Origin of the sequence: Nostoc sp. FACHB-888, from assembly GCF_014696655.1 — a bacterium.
In the GTDB taxonomy this organism is placed as follows: domain Bacteria; phylum Cyanobacteriota; class Cyanobacteriia; order Cyanobacteriales; family Nostocaceae; genus Nostoc.
The window spans coordinates 18,159-36,227 of sequence record NZ_JACJQM010000041.1 but is presented as its reverse complement, the minus strand read 5'-3'; the positions used below and the strand labels follow the sequence as shown (position 1 = coordinate 36,227).

Here is an 18,069-nt window from a genome sequence, read left to right as displayed (position 1 = left end):
ATAGGGTAGAGAGTTAAACATCCGCGAATTATGACTGCGTGTTTCAATCCCTGATAGGGATTCTATTACCCCACATAATTAAGATACCATAAATAAAGCATCTGAGTTTTTTAGTTACGCAATCATAATTCGCAGATTGTACAAAAAAGCAGAACATTTATTCATAATTTAACTGGTCTTATGTAAGTGGGCAGTATAAACTGAGAGCAACTAGCTTCAAAAGGACAAGCTCAGATGCTGAATCAGAATGCCGATCTCTACCTGATCCGCTCGGTACTTAAGCAACTTCATTATTTAGTTGACGCAATGGAAGCAGTACGACAGCACAATGTCATTCAAGATAATCAGCTAGCTGACCTTGAGCATCGCATCAGTTTTTTAGAGACAAATTTCGGACACCAAGTTTGTCGAAATGAGGATTTACAGAATCTCGTAGATTTTCATTACCCACCAGACTAGGTGCTATTTGCAGTGTACACACGATAAAACAATCTAATGTTACTACCACGTAGGTAAACCATGAATGAACAACAACTGCTAGAAAGAATCACAATCAACCCCCAAATTTTTGGTGGTAAACCAATTATTCGAGGTCGTCGCCTAGCTGTTGAACATATTTTGGGGATGCTTGCAGCAGGAGATACTATCGAAACTTTGCTAGAAGGTTATCCCTGGTTAGAACGGGAAGATGTACAAGCCTGTTTGGTTTATGCGCGTCGGCTAGTTAGTCATGAGCGAGTTGAACCTTTTTCTTTATGAGTAATCCCATTTCAGACAACTACAGACATTTGCTAATGGAAATAAAACAGCGTATTCGTTCAGCCCAGTACGAAGCACTAAAAGCAGTTAATCGGGAAATGATTAACCTATACTGGGACATTGGACAGATAATTGTTACTCAACAGCAGGGCGCTAGCTGGGGAAAATCCGTAGTAGAACAGTTAGCAAAAGACTTACAAGCAGAGTTTCCAGGAATTAGCGGATTTTCTGCTGCTAACCTCTGGCGGATGAGGCTTTTTTATGAATCATACGTCAACAATGAAAAACTCGCACCAATGGTGCGAGAAATTGGATGGACTCACAATCTGGTCATTGTAGAGAAGTGCAAAGATGACCTGGAACGAGAGTTTTATATTAGAATGACTCGTAAATTTGGCTGGACAAAGAATGTTTTGATTCACCAAATTGAAAATCAAACCTATGAAAAGACTCTGTTGAATCAGACTAACTTTGATAAAACTGTTCCAGCAGAGATCCGTAACCAATTAAAACTAGCTGTTAAAGATGAATATACTTTTGATTTCTTGGAACTAGCAGATGAACACAGTGAACGACAGCTAGAGCAGGCGATTTTGGCAAGAGTTGAACCATTTTTGCAAGAAATGGGTGGGCGGTTTACTTTTGTTGGTAGTCAGTATCGCTTAGAAGTTAGCGATAAAGAATTTTTTATTGACCTGTTGCTGTATCACCGCCAATTAAAATGTCTAGTTGCGATTGAGTTAAAAACTGGAGAGTTCCTACCTGAGTATGTGGGAAAAATGCAATTTTATCTGGTCGCTTTAGATGATTTATCTCGATTCCCAGACGAAAATCTCTCAATCGGAATTATTCTTTGCAAATCTAAGGATAAAACTATTGTTGAGTATGCACTGAGAGAATCGAATAAACCAATTGGTATAGCAACTTATAAACTATTTTCTACGTTGCCTCAAGAACTAAAAAATCAGCTTCCGGCTCCAGAGCAAGTTGCCAAGTTGTTAGAAGGCGTGGAGTAAAAAAATGGAGTTTAAATATGTCTAATGATGATTGGTTATCAGGTGATTTTGGTTTTGATGGCGATTCTTCAGACCGTACTATTGAAACCAAAGGCGAATTATTAACACTTAAACTATTGCGTGAAGCTATTCAATCTCAAAATCCAGATGATAAGGTAATGGTAGACTTTGCCGAGTATGTCTTACCAAATCTGTTGCGGATAGCAATTGGTGTAACGGCGAAAGGCGGTAAGTTTTTTGATGAAATTGACAAACAGCGAGAAGCTGAAGGAAAAACTAAAGTTAGACGAGATAATGCTGCTGACCAATCGCTGAATACTCACTTACTCAATGGATTATTCCCAGCTAATTTAATTGAGAAACGTTTAGAAAAACTCAATACCACAGTGCAGCGAGTGGTGAAAGAGCGAGAACGGCGTTTAGTAATTGCTGGATTTATTTTACATGATTTTGAAAAGTTTCCTGATGTACCTGAAAACTGCCGCAGGCTACCGTTAACAGAACATCGTGAAATTATTGATAAAAAAGTTCACCAGTTAGGACTTGATAATTTTATAAATCCAGAAAATCCTGAAGCTTATCGAGAATATCTAGATGATTTGTTATGCATGGCTTATAATGCTCAACGTCGCTGGGATACTAACTGGAATTTTTCTGAATTTGGCTTGAATCCTCTTCTCAAAGACCGCACCCTTCGCAGTTTATCTGATTTAACTTGTTTGGCTGATTCTCTCGCATCAATTGTTAAACATCCCCAGGATGCAGAACATCCTAGACTCAAAGAAATCATCCACAGCCTCAGTGATGGACAATTGAAATTTACCTATCACAGCATTGCTGAGAATCGTGGTGTTTTAACTAATGTGGTGAATAATGCTTTAATTGAGGCTCATATCAGTCTGAATACTGATGGAGATATTTACTATGAACCTTTGTTATATCTACCAACAGGTGTGATTTACTTGGCTTCGCGCAATGCTCCAGCTATCTTGCCGGAAGATTTACCAAACCGTGTAGTTAACAGTATTAAATCGCTTTGTGCTGGACAATTACGCCTCAGACAAACAGGATTTGGTAGAGATGGCAAAGGCATGAAATATGCCGAATATTACAACTTATTTTTTGATGATATAGGCTTGATGAAAGTAGCCTTAGATGCTACATTACGCATCTTAAACCCTAATAAAGGCTCTGTTGCTAAAAGTCGCAGTGAAAATCTGAATAAGTTTCAGCAACAAAATGTTTTATCTGCTGATTATGACTTCAAATTTGAAGACGATATCCGTATTGACCAAATAGCAGAATTTGGTGATTTAGTTAGCCGGAAGATTTGGGAAGAGACAGTTAATCGCATTGATTCGGCTCGGAAGAAAGATAAAAAGCTGCCAGCAGTTCCCGATTTTGATTTAACTCACAAGGTTGCAGAATTTTGGAATTTAACAGAATGTTTACCCCAAATTAGGAAAATTCAACGCATTAATGAAAGTCTCAAAGAAAACAAGTTAAAGGGAAATACCGGAGGAGTACCTTATGAATGGTATTATCTGGCGGCTAAATATTTAGAACATCATCCAGGAATTGAAGATGTACGCGAAGCTTGTCAGCAAGTCATTGATTACTTGACAAGCTTAATTTCTCCGATAATTTCTCAATATGAATTACCTGATGGTTGGGATGATTTAAGGCTTTGGGTAAAACGAGTGGTGATGTTACCAGGCACTAATCAAGAGCCATCTGTTAAAACTCAAGTTGAAACATTTCTAAATGAGTTAAGTAATTACAATGCTGCTAAAAAAGCAGGGCGAGGGAAACAATTAATCTGCTCAATTTCTCATTCTGCTTACACGGTTACTGAGCAAATGGAATCAGCAGTTTTATTTACGCCTCAAGTTTATACAAACAAGCAAATGTTAGGAGGTTCTAACGCTAAACGCAATATCTCCAGTATTGCAGGTGTAGAGATGATGCTGAGGCAAATCTTGATGAATCAAACTCAAGCTGTAGGTAAGCGATTTGAAGATGGGAAATATCGCTATCTCTATTTTTATCCTACTTATTACTTTACTCCAGAGACTAATAAGTTTTTGCAGAAAGCATACAATGGTATTGCTCAAACTCGCTTTGATACCAGCATTCGCAATCATTTTATCAGTAAAGATTTACAAGTGGATTTGGGGCGCGATCGCTACCAAAGTGTAGATAGTTTCTTAATTGATGAAAACCTCCCGCGTGATAAAGACCGCACCTTTAAGCTTTCCTATCCTGAAGACCAGCCTTTAACATTTTACTTCATGGCGCTTCCGCCAGGAAGAGACAGCACCGATACCGAATCATGGGTAATGCCAACTTGGTTAGCCTTTGCTTTCCCGATGATTTTAGATGTTAAAACTGTGGTTTCAGAGTCGCCAATTCCACCTTTTAATGATGGGGCTAAATTTGAGGAAAGCGTTTTCCTTGATAGTGCGCCTCATGCTTTCCGTGCTTTAGTAAGGCGCGATCGCTTCCGTCTTGACTACATTCTCGAAGGTTGGAATGAAAACGGTATTCAATACCCAGCGCCTTTAAATGTGCTTACCGCCGCTTATGCCATTCATTTAGATGTGAATGTGCGACAAGGTAAGTCTGGTTACGATGCCAACTGGGGGAGATTCACAGAACTGGCTAAAGATTTTGAAACCAGTCCTCTGTACGTCTTTTCTTATCTCAATCGCTGGGTTCGTAATCAGGGATCGGAAACAGCACGAATTGAAAAAATCCGGCTTTATGCCTATCATTTTTATCCTTGTTTTGACCCTTATGTGAAATATGACACTAATATGGAGCAATTAATTGTGGGAGAACCATCAAGTCTGAATCATCCTAAGAAATTAACAGATTTATACCGTAGATTTTACCGAGCTAATAAGCGTTATAATCCCAAGTCTAATGCTGTGTTGAAACCAGTTGATATTGCGGCTGAAACTATACTCAAAGCTGAGTCAAGTGTATTTCAGGGAGAAACATTAGTTGTGGCTGTTGCAGCAGAAGTTTTTAAACTCATGGATCGCGTCCATTCTTCTACTGCTGAAGGACGCTGGATCATGAGCAAACCAGAAGAAGAACGGCAAGCTGTTCTAGATTTTGCAAAGTATTTTGTAGTAGAGGTATTTGATAAATCATTTGCAGGCGATCGCGCTCGTTTAGCTGGTCGTCAACTCAACTTAATTCGTGATACTTGCGAATTTATTTATCGCCTAGAAGATGATAAAGAAAATGCAGGTAAAAATGAAAAATCTGCGGAAATAGATAATGAGAATGAGTAGGGATTTACCCTTCCCATTTTTGCTGGAAACGTAAACAAGTAGTAAATAATTCTTTGGAAAATAATCATGGCACTTTTAAAAACTGTTGAACCTAAATTCTTTCAAGCTGAAATCCCATACAAACCAATGGGTAAATATGCTCATTTTTTGACCATCCGTATTACCGAATCTTATCCATTATTCCAGACAGATGCAGAATTGAATAAAGCACGGGTACGAGCAGGAGTTAAAGACAAGACCACAATTAGCCGTTTGTCAATGTTCAAGCGCAAACAGTCTACTCCAGAGCGTTTAGTTGGTCGGGAATTGCTGCGTAATTATGGCTTAATGACTGCTGAAGAATGCGAATACAACGTGAATTTTGCAATGGATAATCCTGATTGCATCATTTACGGTTTCGCTATTGGTGACTCTGGCTCAGAAAAATCGAAAGTTGTGGTAGATACGGCATTTTCAATTACAGCTTTTGATGAATCGCACGAAACATTTACCCTCAACGCTCCTTATGAAAATGGCACGATGGCTTCTAAAGGGGAAAATGGTTCTAAACCTGGTGAAGTTACCAGTCGAATTAATCAACAAGACCATATTAGACCGCAAGTTTTCTTCCCTAGTATTGTCACCTTGAAAGACCCCACTGAAGCTAGCTTTCTTTACGTTTTTAATAACATTCTGCGAACTCGCCACTATGGGGCGCAAACAACCCGTACAGGTCACGTCAGAAATGAGTTAATTGGTGTTGTATTTGCTGATGGAGAAATTACTAGTAACCTGCGTTGGACTCAGGCAATATATGACCAAATGAAATCTAATAATACCCTAAATCCTCCCGATCCGCTAGATGAAGATGATGTGATTACTGCTGCTAAAAATGCTATTGAGGGGTTAATGGCTGATGAGTTTATTGTTCATAAAGATTTAATTGGTGATGCTTTTGTATCCCTAATTAATGAAGTCAAGACTTTAACAGGAAGTGAAAAAGGAATTCAGGCAATTTTGCAAAAAGCTGATGCTGAAGCTAAAGAGTATGCAAACAAGCACATTAGCAAAAAGAAAACGGCTGCTAAGGCGGGACAAAAGTAATGGCTATTATTTATCGCTGTCAAATAGAACTTCATGACAGCCTTTATTATGCAACTCGTGAAATTGGGCGATTGTATGAAACAGAGCCAATAATTCACAATTACGCTCTCTGTTATGCACTGGGTTTAGTTGATAGCAAAACTTACTCTACTACCGTTGCTGAAGAACATTCCTATCGCTATTTTTGCCCCGAACAAGTGCCAAAATATGAGGAGCATTTAACGCCACTCAATCAACAGGAAATTTACGTAACTCCGGCGCGATCGCTCACTCATTCTTCCATCCTCAATACCTGGAAATATGCTAATAATAACTACCATGTTGAAATGGAGAAAACACAGAAAAATATCCCCAGTTTTGGGAGAGCGAAAGAAATAGCAGCAGAAAGTAAATTTGAGTTTTTTGTCATCTCCCAAAAAGAACTAAAACTACCAAAGTGGATTCGCTTGGGTAAATGGATGAGTAAGGCTGAAGTCACCGTTGAACAATTACCGAAACCTAAAATTGCTGAAGGTATATTCACTTGTACACATCCATTAAATCCTTTAGATGTGATGTTCACCAATCAAGTGATGAGCTATGATGTGGTAAATATGCCTCCAGTTAGCTTAATTCAGAATGTCCAAATGCGAGGTCAACACTATCAATTTGATGGCATTCAAAGCTTAAAAATTCCAGTTAGGATGGAATATCGTTTTCGGAGTTAACTAACTTCCAAACCCTTTCCCATGTTTTTTAGCTTTTCGAGGTTCTATTGTCATTAACTCTGCTTTAAAACCTCTAGAGTCTTGCAACATCAACTTACGAATTCGCTGGCGTTGGTAAGCCTGTACCTCAGCAGCTAGGGGATGATTAGGGTCAATTTTGAGGTGAGTAATAGAAGAAACATATTTTTCTTTGCTTTCGGGATTATTTGGATCTTTTAGTCCGCACATAATCCCTCCTTCGTCTCCTGAATAGCCAACGAAATCAATTTCAAATTCTCTGTCTGGATCGGCGTTTACTCCTTTTTGTTTTAATGTCTTCAAAAACTCCTTTCCAGCCCGTGTTTTAATTGGTAAGTTCTCTTTTAGTTTTTCAGTAAGTGCCTTTGCTGCATTGTAATCATCAATTCTCATCGCTTTAGCTCTTTATTTCAGTTCAAAAGGATTTTACTATAGTCTTTAACCTTTTCCCCAGCTACAAATTACGCTACAATCTTTAACCCCTGTTAGTTCTGTACGCTCCCCACATCCACCGTGAAACACTATCAACAACAAAACAACGCCTTCCCCAGCGATTACCTAAACAACTTGTGGGGAGAAATCCAAGCTTGTCCTTACTTTGCTATCAACAACCTCAACCGCGATTTTGTCGCTACTAAAGGATTTTCTGTAGTATTTCAGCGTTCTGGACTAGCAAAAGTAGAACAGCAGTTTCCCTACTTCAAGCCTTACCTCGATTTAGCTCTCCAGCCGAGTTGTAATGCTTTTTACCTCAATCCTTTACAACTCAAAGAAGGCTCCCGCGTCGATCCGCATATCGATCGCTCCTTACGTTCCTACTCCAAAAGCATTGAACCACCTGCGGTTGTCAGTGTTCTTTATGTGCGAGTACCTGCGGATATGGAAGGGGGAGAACTGGTATTGCGATCGCACAAACGCCAACTTGGGCAAATTAAGCCCCAATTCAATACTTTAGTTTACTTTCAAGGTGATTTAACCCATTCGGTTAACGCTGTCAAAACTCCAGGAAATCGTCTGAGTCTAGTTTGTGAACAGTATAGTTTGAGTGAAGCTGAACTCCAGGAAATCCCTGAGTTTACTGTAGAGTCAAGAATCACTCAGTCTACAACCAAAAAGAGAAAGTATGCCTCATAGTTTAGTGTTGAATTTGCTACCTGAATCGCCCATTCCACCACAGTTTCTTACAGGTAGACATCTCCACGCCCTATTTTTAACCCTCGTTAGCTCTGTAGATAGCACATTGGGCGATCGCTTGCACGATTCCACTGCTGATAAAGCTTTCACCCTTTCCCCTTTACAAATTAGTAATACAAACTCTCCCCTTTTGAAGGGTGGTAAGGGAGGATCTAAATTGCAATACTCACATCAACAACCCATTCCCGCCGGAACTCCTTGTTGGTGGCGCATCTCTTTATTAGATGACACTCTATTTGGCAAACTTACCCAACTCTGGCTAAATCTGAATCCCAATCGCCCTTGGCATCTTGGCCCGGCTGACTTGTATATTACCAGCATTCAAGGCACACCCCAATCTATTCAACCTTGGGCAAATGCCACTACTTACGCTCAATTATACGAAGAAGCTAGCGATCGCAACTCTTCCATTTATCTTACCTTTTCCACGCCTACCGCCTTCCGTCAAGGACAGTATGATACTACCCTTCCTACCAGAGAATCTGTTTTCAATTCCCTACTTTCGCGGTGGAATAAGTACAGTGGTATAGAATTAAATCATATTGCGTTCGAGTCTATTTTCCCTTCTTTTGTCAACATTCACACAGAAATTTTAGCCGACTCTCGCAGCAAATTTATTGGCATTATTGGCGAACTTACCTACAAGATTTTAGGGGCAGTTGAACCAATACAAATTAAGCAAATTAACGCTTTAGCTGACTTTGCTTTATATACTGGTGTCGGCAGAAAAACAACAATGGGTATGGGAATGACGCGACGGCTGTATTCTCCCTAATTTCAATAATCATTTAAAAACCCCCTAAGTTATGAATCAAACTGAATATATTTCCATTGCGGCATTGAATCAATATGCCTATTGTCCGCATCGCTGTTGGCGGATGTTTTGTGCAGGAGAATTCACCGATAACCAATACACAATTGAAGGTACAACTTTACACGATCGTGTCCACACGACAAGCGATGTACAGCGAGGAGAAACTTGGCAGATTCGAGCAATTTGGCTAAACTCTGAGCAATACAAACTCATTGGCAAATCTGACTTAATTGAAGCCGAATCTGGTCAAGTTTATCCAGTGGAATACAAACGAGGACGTAAAGGTGAATGGGATAACGATGAGTTACAAGTTTGTGCCCAAGCTTTATGTTTAGAAGAGATGACAGGACAACCTGTTACTACTGGATATATTTATTATGCTCACTCCCATCAACGGCAATTAGTAGAGATTAATGCAGAGTTACGGCAAAGTGCGATCGCGACTATTCAATCTGTCGCAAATCTCCTAGAAACAGGAGCAATGCCAAAACAGTTTACAGCAAACGCTGCCAAGGATGCAGTCTTTATTCGCAATGTTTGCCCAAAGCAACTGATAAAGTCAAAAGTTATCAAGAAGTAAATTAAATCATCCAATTTATTACTAGCCTTGGCGACTGGAAGTCGCGGCTACACAGACAAAACCCACCTCCGTGGGTTAGAAAATCCTTGATTATTAGTCCACGGAGGTGGACTTTGCTTGTGTAGTAGCGAATTCTATTCGCCTAATACTTTTCTTCAGCACCAATTATTACTAGGAATCATCAAAAATGGGAACACTTTACGTAACACAAGCCGATGCTTTTATCGGTAAAGTTGACGAACGTCTCACCGTCAAAGCTGAACAAAAAACAATCTTGGATATCCCTTTAATTAAAATAGAAGGAATTGTAATATTAGGTCGGGCTACTATTTCTCCCGCCGTCGTCAGTGAACTTTTAGAACGTCACATTTGTTTAACATTTCTCACACAAAACGGACGATATTTAGGGCGTTTAGAACCAGAAGTTACTAAAAATCTCTTTGTTCGCAAAGCCCAATGGCAAGCTGTGGGAGAATCAGAACCAGCAATACATTTAGTCAGAGGTTTTGTGCGGGGTAAATTGAAAAATTACCGCCATAGCTTACTTCGCACTCAGCGAGAACATCCTGATACTGACCTGAATAATAACATCACTCGATTGGAAAACGCGATCGCACCAATCGAAAAAACTAGCAGTATTGATTCTCTTAGAGGCTTAGAAGGTGCTGGTAGTGCAGCCTATTTTGGTTGTTTTCAACAGCTAATCAAAACCCCAGAATTTCGCTTTGAAGCCAGACGCCGCCGCCCACCAACCGATCCAGTTAATGCCCTACTGAGTTTTGGGTATTCATTACTACGTCATGACGTGCAAAGTGCTTTAAATATTGTTGGCTTCGATCCCTATTTAGGATACTTACATATCGAGCGTTATGGTAGACCTTCCCTAGCCTTAGACTTGATGGAAGAATTTCGTCCTTTAATAGTGGATGCTGTAGTGTTGTCGCTTATTAACAAGCGATCGCTAACCCTAACTGACTTTACCACCGAACCGCTTAGTGGTGCCGTGTCTTTAACCAAAGAAGGACTGCATACATTTCTTCGCGCCTACGAACAAAAGAAACAATCGGAGTTCAAACATCCAGTTATGGGAAACAAATGCACCTATCAAAAATCCTTTGAAATTCAGGCAAGGTTATTAAGTAAATACCTCATGAACGAAATCGATAAATATCCCCCCTTAGTTCTCAAATAACTCCCCATTAACCCATGTATTATATTGTTGTCAGCTACGACATTCCAGAAGATAAACGTCGAACTAAAATTCATTCCGTTCTCAAGTCTTACGGACAATGGATGCAACTGAGTGTGTTTGAGTGCAATATCACTTCTACTCAGTATGCTAAACTGCGATCACGTTTAGCTAAATTGATAAAACCCGACACTGATAGCGTGCGCTTTTATTTTCTGTGTGGCTGTTGTCAGGGAAAAATCGAACGTATTGGCGGAGAACAGCCACGAGACGAAACAATTTTTTTTGCTGAGTCCTCTTCTGGCTAGGTTACTGCATCTCAAATGCGCGGAAGGGTAGGTGTACAAATTCCACAGCCCCAAAAAAGTGCTTATATCCCAACTATAATAAGGCTTTCAACCCATTAGTCGTCTAATCCTCATCCGCGCAATCTCTGAAAGGCTTACCAAAATACAATTTCAGCCTTTAAACTTTTCTGGCACTCTTCCCAAACGAATTCTCTAATGCTATGATTGCCCTTAAATCGCGCAACTGTACCTTGAAAACTAAATACAGCTTGGGTTTTAGGCTCCCGCCATTGCAATTCATCAAAATCCCTATTAGGGATTGAAACAAATAAATCCAACCTTCTATTGTAAAATCACCCATTATTGCAATTCATCAAAATCCCTATTAGGGATTGAAACTTATAAATACAATTTACTGCCCAGAGGAGAAGCAGATTGCAATTCATCAAAATCCCTATTAGGGATTGAAACTTCGATACGGCTAAATTCATCTACTTGGCTTTCATTGCAATTCATCAAAATCCCTATTAGGGATTGAAACAATGAAAAGCGATATGCTGCTATTAAGCCGTTTTTATATTGCAATTCATCAAAATCCCTATTAGGGATTGAAACGTAGCGTATGAGGAAGGCCCCCTAAAGTGGATTCAAATTGCAATTCATCAAAATCCCTATTAGGGATTGAAACAGCACACATATATTGTAACTAACTCGTTAATCTACAATTGCAATTCATCAAAATCCCTGTTAGGGATTGAAACATTTATAATATCCTGTGCAGCTAAGGTTAGTTGCTATTGCAATTCATCAAAATCCCTATTAGAGGTTGTTTGAAAAGTGGTTGGCTGTGATTTTAGGCACTTATTGATCCCCCTTAAAAAGGGGGGAACCGGAATCAGAGTCCCCCTTTTTAAGGGGGATTTAGGGGGATCTAAAACGTTTTGCTACCAAGATGAGGACTTTTCAAACATCCTCTCAGAGGCTAGCCGATAAATCTTAAATAGCCTCACCGTGGAGTTACGAGGATCGAGATTTCAGGTTTTGAGTGCGTAAGCCCTGTTTCTAATTAGCTTTGCCATTACCCTGAAAATTTAACAACTGCTCATCATTGACCCAAATTGCTTGTTGAGGCACAGAAATAGAAATTCCGGCTTGGTCTAGAGCAACTTTCAGCCGACGGCGAAACTCCCGTGCTACATCCCATTGTTTGAGGGGCTGTGTTTTAATCCAGACGCGAACAATCAAACCGCGATCGCCAAATTGATCTATTCCCAAAACTTGTGGCGGTTCCAGAATTTGACGCTCCCATTGCGGATCTTTGTCCATCTCAAAGCCAATATTTTCAATCAACTTCAAAGCCTTTTCAACATCGGCTTGGTAGGCGATCGGGATCGTTAAATCGGCTCGTGACCAACGGCTAGAAAGATTGGCTACAACTTTAATTTCGCTATTGGGAATCGTGATCAAGCGCCCTTCCGAATCTCGCAGTTGAGTCATCCGTAGATTCAGATTTTCTACTAAGCCTCCCACGTCTCCCACAGTAATCACATCGCCTAAAGCGTACTGGTCTTCTAAAATGATCAAGAAACCGTTAATCGCATCTTTAATTAAGTTTTGCGAGGCTAGAGAAACGGCAACACCAACTAAACTGGCACCCGCTAGCAAGGGAACGATATCTATACCCAATGACACCAGCGCTAGCAAGAAGCCTACTCCTACACAGATACCAGTAGCGATGCTTTTAGTCACACCAGAAAATGTGGAAACTCTTAGTCTCAGCCGTTCAGAACTTTCTGGAGTCAATAAAGCACCACTGCTAATCAGAGTAGTGGTGAAGCGGTCAATGAGGGCGTAAATGAGACGGATTGCTACGTAACTTACCAGGAACACAACACCTAATCGCAAAGGAAATTGAGCTACCATGATAATCGCTACCTGGAATGGTCGGGTGTACGGAAATAGCCCCAAGATAAAGAAACTTCCACCTCCCCAAATTCCTGCTTGGGCTAGCTGAAACAATCGTCTTTTGACTTCTTGGATATGTCGATGTTGTTGTTGATTCAGTTGGGTTGTAATTGGTTGGGTTGCTGCTGGTGAAATTGGGGAGTTTAGGGCCCCTCTGGGGGGTTGGGAGGCAAGGGGGTATACTACATCGTTTTTAGAACGTCTTTGCCAGCTATATACTCCCCAACTCATCACAATCATTGCCAGTCCGATGCCCGCAGCAATTTTGCCTTGGTCGATTAAAAATTGAGTTTGTCTTTCTTGCTTTGCTTGTTGCAAGTCTTCTTGTAACGATTCGGCGATTTGATTTGCTGATGTCAACATATCTACCTCTCGCAATCCAGCATCCTCAGAAGTGATGGTCATCAGGTATTGACCATTGATATAAATTACTGGTAAGTCGTTTACTTTGCGAACTTCTACCTTGACTGCTGTTTTTGCTGGTGACTGGAAGTAATTTTGGGCAATTTTCTCTAACTTCTTTTGGATATCTTCTGAACGCTCAGGGAAGTTGCTTCTTGATGCCGCTATCTGAAATAACCGACGACCATCTAAATAAATCCAGCCTGTAACAAGTCGATTATTTGCATCATTACTCACACTGCTAGGAGCTTGCATCTGCGGTAAAGAAGGAATCTGGGCTGTGGCTTTTGGCATAGATACAACGGCTATAGCCATTGAACTAGCGATCGCCAAAAATTGAAAGCGCACTCAAACACCTCCTTGAGTAAAATCTATTAATCACTACTTCAACTATCGTGCGTAATTACTTTGGGTAGATGTACCTATCTAAAGTTGAGGTTTTCCCTTAAAATGATGAAATTTTAATGTTTTTTTGACCATCTTCTATCTTTAGAGAGGTGACAATGTACTTAGAATGATCGACCAAAGCCTAGAAAAGTCTCACTCTTGCCAAAGATAAAACAAAAAAGAAGAACCTGGGGATGAAGTTGACATTATGCTGATCAAACGTCAAGCTAGTTTTGAGGGCTATTGACTAGTAGTTTGCTTTTCTTACAAGCAAAAATCGCCAGTCGTAGAATAACCTAGTAGAGTGCGTAAAATTTACGTAGCTTTTTTTATATTTTGAGGTAACTTTTGATGACCGCAACTTCTCCCCGATTAAAGCACGAGGTTAAAGACCTCGGCCTAGCTGCCTTGGGAAGACAGCGTATTGAATGGGCTGGACGCGAAATGCCAGTTTTGCGGCAAATCCGCGATCGCTTTGCTATCGAGAAACCCTTCGCTGGTTTACGTCTTGTAGCTTGCGCCCACATTACAACAGAAACAGCACATTTGGCGATCGCTCTGAAAGCCGGTGGTGCAGACGCGCTTTTAATTGCTAGCAATCCTTTATCAACGCAAGATGACGTAGCCGCTAGCCTCGTCTTGGATCATGAAATTCCTGTCTTTGCTCAAAAAGGCGAAGATAACGAAACTTATAACCGCCACGTTCAAATAGCTTTAGATCATCGCCCCAACATTATTGTTGATGACGGTAGCGATGTGGTTGCAACTTTGGTACAAGAACGCCAACACCAAATCGCTGATTTGATTGGTAGCACCGAAGAAACCACCACCGGTATCGTGCGGTTACGCGCCATGTTTAGAGAAGGCGTTCTTACCTTCCCCGCAGTCAACGTCAACGATGCTGATACCAAGCACTTCTTTGATAATCGCTATGGTACTGGGCAATCAACCCTAGATGGCATTATCCGCGCCACAAACATTTTGTTGGCTGGTAAAAACATTGTCGTCGTCGGTTATGGCTGGTGTGGTAAAGGTACAGCCCTCCGCGCCCGTGGGATGGGTGCTAACGTCATCGTCACCGAAATCGACCCCATCAAGGCAATTGAAGCCGTAATGGATGGCTTCCGGGTCCTTCCAATGGCTGAAGCTGCACCCCAAGGTGATATATTTATCACTGTGACTGGTAATAAGCACGTCGTTCGCGGTGAACATTTCGATGTCATGAAAGACGGTGCGATCGTTTGTAACTCCGGTCACTTTGACTTGGAACTTGATTTGAAATACTTGGCTGCACAAGCTAAGGAAATCAAAGAAGTTCGTCCTTTCACCGAAGAGTACAAGTTGAAAAATGGTAAATCAGTTGTCGTTCTCGGACAAGGACGCTTGATTAACCTAGCTGCGGCTGAAGGACACCCCAGCGCGGTAATGGATATGAGTTTTGCCAACCAAGCTTTAGCTTGTGAATTCCTGGTGAAGAATAAAGGTAAGTTGCAACCTGGTTTGCACTCAATTCCTGTTGAAGTCGATCAAGAAATTGCTCGGTTGAAGTTGCAGGCTATTGGTATCACGATTGATAGTTTGACACCCGATCAAATTGAGTACATCAATTCTTGGACATCGGGAACTTGATACATTGATTAATTGATTTTTTGGGGGATAGGCTTTTGGGCTTATCCCTTTTTTTGTGTTTCTCTCGCAGACATTCAGAGGCACAGAGAGAGAATATAATAGGATGGAGGGTGTTATTGTAAGTTTGTATGTCAGCAAAAGATTTTTTTTATAATACTGTTAAGTTAGCTTTAGAGAAAGGATTATTTTATGGAAGGAATGAATTATCCTGAATTAGTACAAACAGTATTAGCAAGACATACAGAAAGTCATTTAGCCAAGGGAACGGAAATACAATTAATATTCGATAATCAAAAAAATCACTATTTAGTAATTCATCTAGGTTGGGAAGGTGAAAAACGGACTTATGGTTCGGTGATTCATATAGATATTAAGGATGGAAAAATCTGGATTCAGTGCGATTTTACAGAGGAAGGTGTAGCTAATGAATTAGTAGAAATAGGTGTGCCGAAAACAGATATTGTTTTGGGTTTTAGATCACCTCATGTGAGACAGTTTACTGGTTTTGCATCTGTTTAATCATTTTTTATATGTCAGCAATAGATATTTTCCATAATGTTGGCAATATCTCAAGATATCTACCAATAGTTTTTTATAGATTCTTTTATTAAAACTCTATTAGAACGATAATCAAATTATTTTTTTCATATTCAGAAACAGGAGATAGTATTATGGAAAAATTAAATTATCAGGAATTAGTGAAAAAATCATCTATAAATATGTAAATGAACAACCAAAAGAAGATTTAGAAAATACTGAAATTGTCTTTGATACAGAACGCGATCGCTATTTATTATTATATGTGGGATGGCATGATGAAGAAAGAGTGTATGGATGCCCCATTCATATTAGTATTAAGGATGATAAAATTTGGATTCAGCGCGATTTTACTGAAGAAGGAATAGCTAATCAATTAGTAGAATTAGGTGTGCCGACAACAGATATTGTTTTAGGTTTTAGATCGCCTTATGTCCGGCAATTTACTGGTTTTGCATCTGTTTAAATTTTTTGCATTTTATCCCAATTGTTGAAAGTTGAGTAGATCAATACTTGGACTTCGGGAACCTGATAATTGATGAGTCTACTAACATTAGGTTGGGAAAATAATCAACGGGTGCATGGTTGCTTAGTCCATATTGACATCATTAACGATAAAATCTGGATTCAAAGAGACGGTACAGAATACGGTATAGCCAACGAACTTGTTAACGCTGGTATTCCTAAAAATCAAATTGTTCTCGCTTTCCAACCAGTCGATATCAGACAGTACACTGAATTTGCAGTTATTTAATTAAGTGTAATTTAGTAGGTGCGTTACGCTGTCGCTAACGCACCCTACAAAAGTTGTAGGTTCTCAAGTCTAAGATCCTAAACTATTTGAAATAGTCACTGGCTTATAATCTGGCAATTATTAACTTTTCGCTGCCCGGCTGAAGACTCGATAGTATAGCGACGTACTAATTTCTTTTAAGGGAAACAGCAGATAGGTAAGAGGATTTATTGCCACAATAATATTTCGGAAGTCTCGCCGAGCGAAAAACAAGATGGCACGAGCAACTTGCTGTGCAGACATCACTCCATAAGGATTCAGTTGACTCTTGAACGGGCCAAGAATTAGCTTGCGAATTACACAATCCCCGTCCAAACGCTTTAGGGTAACAATATCTCCTAGCGCTCTTTTGCTGAGTTCATAAAGCGGACTCAGTGCTGGAGAAACCTCAGCTTCAGAAGTGTTTACCCAGATTTCCTTAGTTGCTTTTGCTTGTGGCCCTGTTACAGTTGTCAAAAATATATCCATCAACCGCAATGCTGAAAAGGTATTTACTTCATAGGAGGTATTGATACCCTCTGATGTGCGGCTGGCGTAGACATTGATTCCGTGGTTGATAATTAAAATATCTACTTTCTCTAAACTATTCCTCAGTTCGGCTTCGTTACCCAACTGCCAGGAAACCACTTTCACCCCAACTTGCTCTACTAATTTTTCTGGATTAGTGGTTAATGCGACAACTTTAGCATTATTCTTTACAAGTTCAGCAGCTAATGCTTGTCCCAACGCTCCTGATGCTCCGGTTAAAGCGATGGTTTTACCTTTGAGAGACAGTCCTGTACCAAGAATTTTATCCACTAGGGGAAAGACACCACTGTAGTAAGCGTTGACATCATCAAAATGATGCCGCCAATGGTAAGACCGATTCACCCACCAAAGGGATGGTATTGTCTCTAAAGGGCCGGGTAAGTGGTTGTAGTCTGTATCAATTTTTCCCTGGAAATATCGTATAGACGCGCCATACAAGAAGGTGCAACCATAAGCTACTCCCAGCCATAACCCCATTTGCTGGACAATTAAGGCAATGACTACTAATACCACCAGCAGTAGACTCGACTCTAAAATGTCGTGATATAGTTGCGATTCTTGGTAAACTTTCAGGGAAACTATAGATAAATCTCGGCGATAAGCCATGTGGTGCTTGTTGTGCCATTTAGCAAGCCAATTGACTTGGTGACACAAAGCATGGTAGCTGTCTCTCAAGACCTCAGCGAGTAAAATTGAGAAAAGTGCCCAACTAGCAAACTGTAAGCTGGCATTTAGCCAAACCCAATTAATTTGTAATCTTGCTTCAATCCCAATCAAGTTTTCAGCTAGCATTTTTATCATATTTGTCTATACTCGTTTTTCTTAATCATTCTTCATGATCTGATAAAGGTGCGTTAAGGTCGAGTCTAGAGCAAATAA

The 18,069-nt window shown here is 40.2% G+C and carries 15 protein-coding genes, 3 pseudogenes and 1 CRISPR repeat array; of the genes and pseudogenes, 15 read left to right on the top strand and 3 right to left on the bottom strand.

Going from position 1 to position 18,069, the window contains the following annotated elements:
• Positions 1–234 precede the first annotated feature (234 nt).
• The 6 genes from H6G26_RS22785 (at position 235) to cas5d (ending at position 6,867) form a co-directional block, all read left to right on the top strand.
• Entirely contained in the window at positions 235–459 is a 225-nt protein-coding gene (locus H6G26_RS22785; protein WP_190731427.1) for a hypothetical protein, read from the top strand.
• A gap of 60 nt (positions 460–519) precedes the next feature.
• The gene (locus H6G26_RS22780) at positions 520–759 is read left to right on the top strand and encodes a DUF433 domain-containing protein (protein ID WP_190731426.1); all 240 of its coding nucleotides are present in this window, start codon (positions 520–522) and stop codon (positions 757–759) included.
• Positions 756–1,775 carry a PDDEXK nuclease domain-containing protein gene (locus H6G26_RS22775; RefSeq protein ID WP_190731425.1) on the top strand — a complete coding sequence of 340 codons (1,020 nt, stop codon included), beginning with the start codon at positions 756–758 and terminating at the stop codon, positions 1,773–1,775. Before H6G26_RS22780 ends, H6G26_RS22775 begins: the two co-directional genes overlap by 4 nt.
• Positions 1,776–1,792: 17 nt before the next feature.
• Positions 1,793–5,077 carry a type I-D CRISPR-associated protein Cas10d/Csc3 gene (gene cas10d / locus H6G26_RS22770; RefSeq protein ID WP_190731424.1) on the top strand — a complete coding sequence of 1,095 codons (3,285 nt, stop codon included), beginning with the start codon at positions 1,793–1,795 and terminating at the stop codon, positions 5,075–5,077.
• 66 nt (positions 5,078–5,143) lie between these two features.
• Positions 5,144–6,160, top strand: a complete 1,017-nt coding sequence (gene cas7d / locus H6G26_RS22765) for a type I-D CRISPR-associated protein Cas7/Csc2 (RefSeq protein WP_190731423.1) — start codon at positions 5,144–5,146, stop codon at positions 6,158–6,160.
• A complete protein-coding gene (gene cas5d, locus H6G26_RS22760) occupies positions 6,160–6,867 on the top strand; it encodes a type I-D CRISPR-associated protein Cas5/Csc1 (protein ID WP_190731422.1) in 708 nt (235 codons plus the stop codon). The genes cas7d and cas5d overlap by 1 nt, the downstream gene beginning before the upstream one ends.
• Here the strand turns inward: cas5d and H6G26_RS22755 are convergent, their stop codons facing one another.
• On the bottom strand, positions 6,868–7,278 hold the full coding sequence (locus tag H6G26_RS22755) for a hypothetical protein (protein ID WP_190731421.1): 411 nt from the start codon (positions 7,276–7,278) through the stop codon (positions 6,868–6,870).
• 120 nt (positions 7,279–7,398) lie between these two features.
• Here H6G26_RS22755 and H6G26_RS22750 point away from each other — a divergent pair, with 120 nt between their 5' ends.
• The 5 genes and pseudogenes from H6G26_RS22750 (at position 7,399) to cas2 (ending at position 10,970) form a co-directional block, all read left to right on the top strand.
• Entirely contained in the window at positions 7,399–8,019 is a 621-nt protein-coding gene (locus tag H6G26_RS22750) for a 2OG-Fe(II) oxygenase (RefSeq protein WP_190731420.1), read from the top strand.
• Positions 8,009–8,854, top strand: coding sequence for a CRISPR-associated endoribonuclease Cas6 (cas6, locus tag H6G26_RS22745; RefSeq protein WP_190731419.1), 846 nt, complete (start codon positions 8,009–8,011; stop codon positions 8,852–8,854). Before H6G26_RS22750 ends, cas6 begins: the two co-directional genes overlap by 11 nt.
• A gap of 31 nt (positions 8,855–8,885) precedes the next feature.
• Positions 8,886–9,478, top strand: a pseudogene (gene cas4, locus H6G26_RS22740) (CRISPR-associated protein Cas4).
• 182 nt (positions 9,479–9,660) lie between these two features.
• A complete protein-coding gene (cas1d, locus tag H6G26_RS22735) occupies positions 9,661–10,665 on the top strand; it encodes a type I-D CRISPR-associated endonuclease Cas1d (RefSeq protein WP_190731418.1) in 1,005 nt (334 codons plus the stop codon).
• A gap of 14 nt (positions 10,666–10,679) precedes the next feature.
• Positions 10,680–10,970 carry a CRISPR-associated endonuclease Cas2 gene (gene cas2, locus H6G26_RS22730; protein ID WP_190731417.1) on the top strand — a complete coding sequence of 97 codons (291 nt, stop codon included), beginning with the start codon at positions 10,680–10,682 and terminating at the stop codon, positions 10,968–10,970.
• Positions 10,971–11,238: 268 nt separating this feature from the next.
• Positions 11,239–11,782: a CRISPR direct-repeat array (repeat unit 37 nt; unit sequence ATTGCAATTCATCAAAATCCCTATTAGGGATTGAAAC).
• Between the two features lie 229 nt (positions 11,783–12,011).
• Here cas2 and H6G26_RS22725 read toward each other — a convergent pair.
• Positions 12,012–13,664, bottom strand: a complete 1,653-nt coding sequence (locus tag H6G26_RS22725; RefSeq protein ID WP_190731416.1) for a mechanosensitive ion channel domain-containing protein — start codon at positions 13,662–13,664, stop codon at positions 12,012–12,014.
• A gap of 390 nt (positions 13,665–14,054) precedes the next feature.
• On the opposite strand from H6G26_RS22725, the gene ahcY reads away from it, so the two are divergent.
• The 4 genes and pseudogenes from ahcY to H6G26_RS22705 all read left to right on the top strand — a co-directional run.
• Positions 14,055–15,332, top strand: a complete 1,278-nt coding sequence (gene ahcY / locus H6G26_RS22720; RefSeq protein WP_190731415.1) for an adenosylhomocysteinase — start codon at positions 14,055–14,057, stop codon at positions 15,330–15,332.
• Between the two features lie 189 nt (positions 15,333–15,521).
• Positions 15,522–15,851, top strand: a complete 330-nt coding sequence (locus H6G26_RS22715) for a XisI protein (protein WP_190731414.1) — start codon at positions 15,522–15,524, stop codon at positions 15,849–15,851.
• 152 nt (positions 15,852–16,003) lie between these two features.
• Positions 16,004–16,335 (top strand): annotated as a pseudogene (locus H6G26_RS22710) (XisI protein).
• A gap of 78 nt (positions 16,336–16,413) precedes the next feature.
• Positions 16,414–16,623 (top strand): annotated as a pseudogene (locus H6G26_RS22705) (XisI protein); the annotation flags it as partial.
• 120 nt (positions 16,624–16,743) lie between these two features.
• Here H6G26_RS22705 and H6G26_RS22700 read toward each other — a convergent pair.
• Positions 16,744–17,991, bottom strand: a complete 1,248-nt coding sequence (locus H6G26_RS22700; RefSeq protein ID WP_190731413.1) for a bifunctional sterol desaturase/short chain dehydrogenase — start codon at positions 17,989–17,991, stop codon at positions 16,744–16,746.
• Between the last annotated feature and the right edge of the window lie 78 nt (positions 17,992–18,069).

Coding starts and splice junctions, on each gene's coding strand:
- cas5d (WP_190731422.1), top strand. CDS start 6,160: ATGGCTATTATTTATCGCTGTCAAATAGAACTTCATGACAGCCTTTAT.
- cas1d (WP_190731418.1), top strand. CDS start 9,661: ATGGGAACACTTTACGTAACACAAGCCGATGCTTTTATCGGTAAAGTT.
- H6G26_RS22755 (WP_190731421.1), bottom strand. CDS start 7,278: ATGAGAATTGATGATTACAATGCAGCAAAGGCACTTACTGAAAAACTA.
- cas2 (WP_190731417.1), top strand. CDS start 10,680: ATGTATTATATTGTTGTCAGCTACGACATTCCAGAAGATAAACGTCGA.
- H6G26_RS22785 (WP_190731427.1), top strand. CDS start 235: ATGCTGAATCAGAATGCCGATCTCTACCTGATCCGCTCGGTACTTAAG.
- cas6 (WP_190731419.1), top strand. CDS start 8,009: ATGCCTCATAGTTTAGTGTTGAATTTGCTACCTGAATCGCCCATTCCA.
- ahcY (WP_190731415.1), top strand. CDS start 14,055: ATGACCGCAACTTCTCCCCGATTAAAGCACGAGGTTAAAGACCTCGGC.
- H6G26_RS22700 (WP_190731413.1), bottom strand. CDS start 17,991: ATGATAAAAATGCTAGCTGAAAACTTGATTGGGATTGAAGCAAGATTA.
- H6G26_RS22715 (WP_190731414.1), top strand. CDS start 15,522: ATGGAAGGAATGAATTATCCTGAATTAGTACAAACAGTATTAGCAAGA.
- cas10d (WP_190731424.1), top strand. CDS start 1,793: ATGTCTAATGATGATTGGTTATCAGGTGATTTTGGTTTTGATGGCGAT.
- H6G26_RS22775 (WP_190731425.1), top strand. CDS start 756: ATGAGTAATCCCATTTCAGACAACTACAGACATTTGCTAATGGAAATA.
- cas7d (WP_190731423.1), top strand. CDS start 5,144: ATGGCACTTTTAAAAACTGTTGAACCTAAATTCTTTCAAGCTGAAATC.
- H6G26_RS22780 (WP_190731426.1), top strand. CDS start 520: ATGAATGAACAACAACTGCTAGAAAGAATCACAATCAACCCCCAAATT.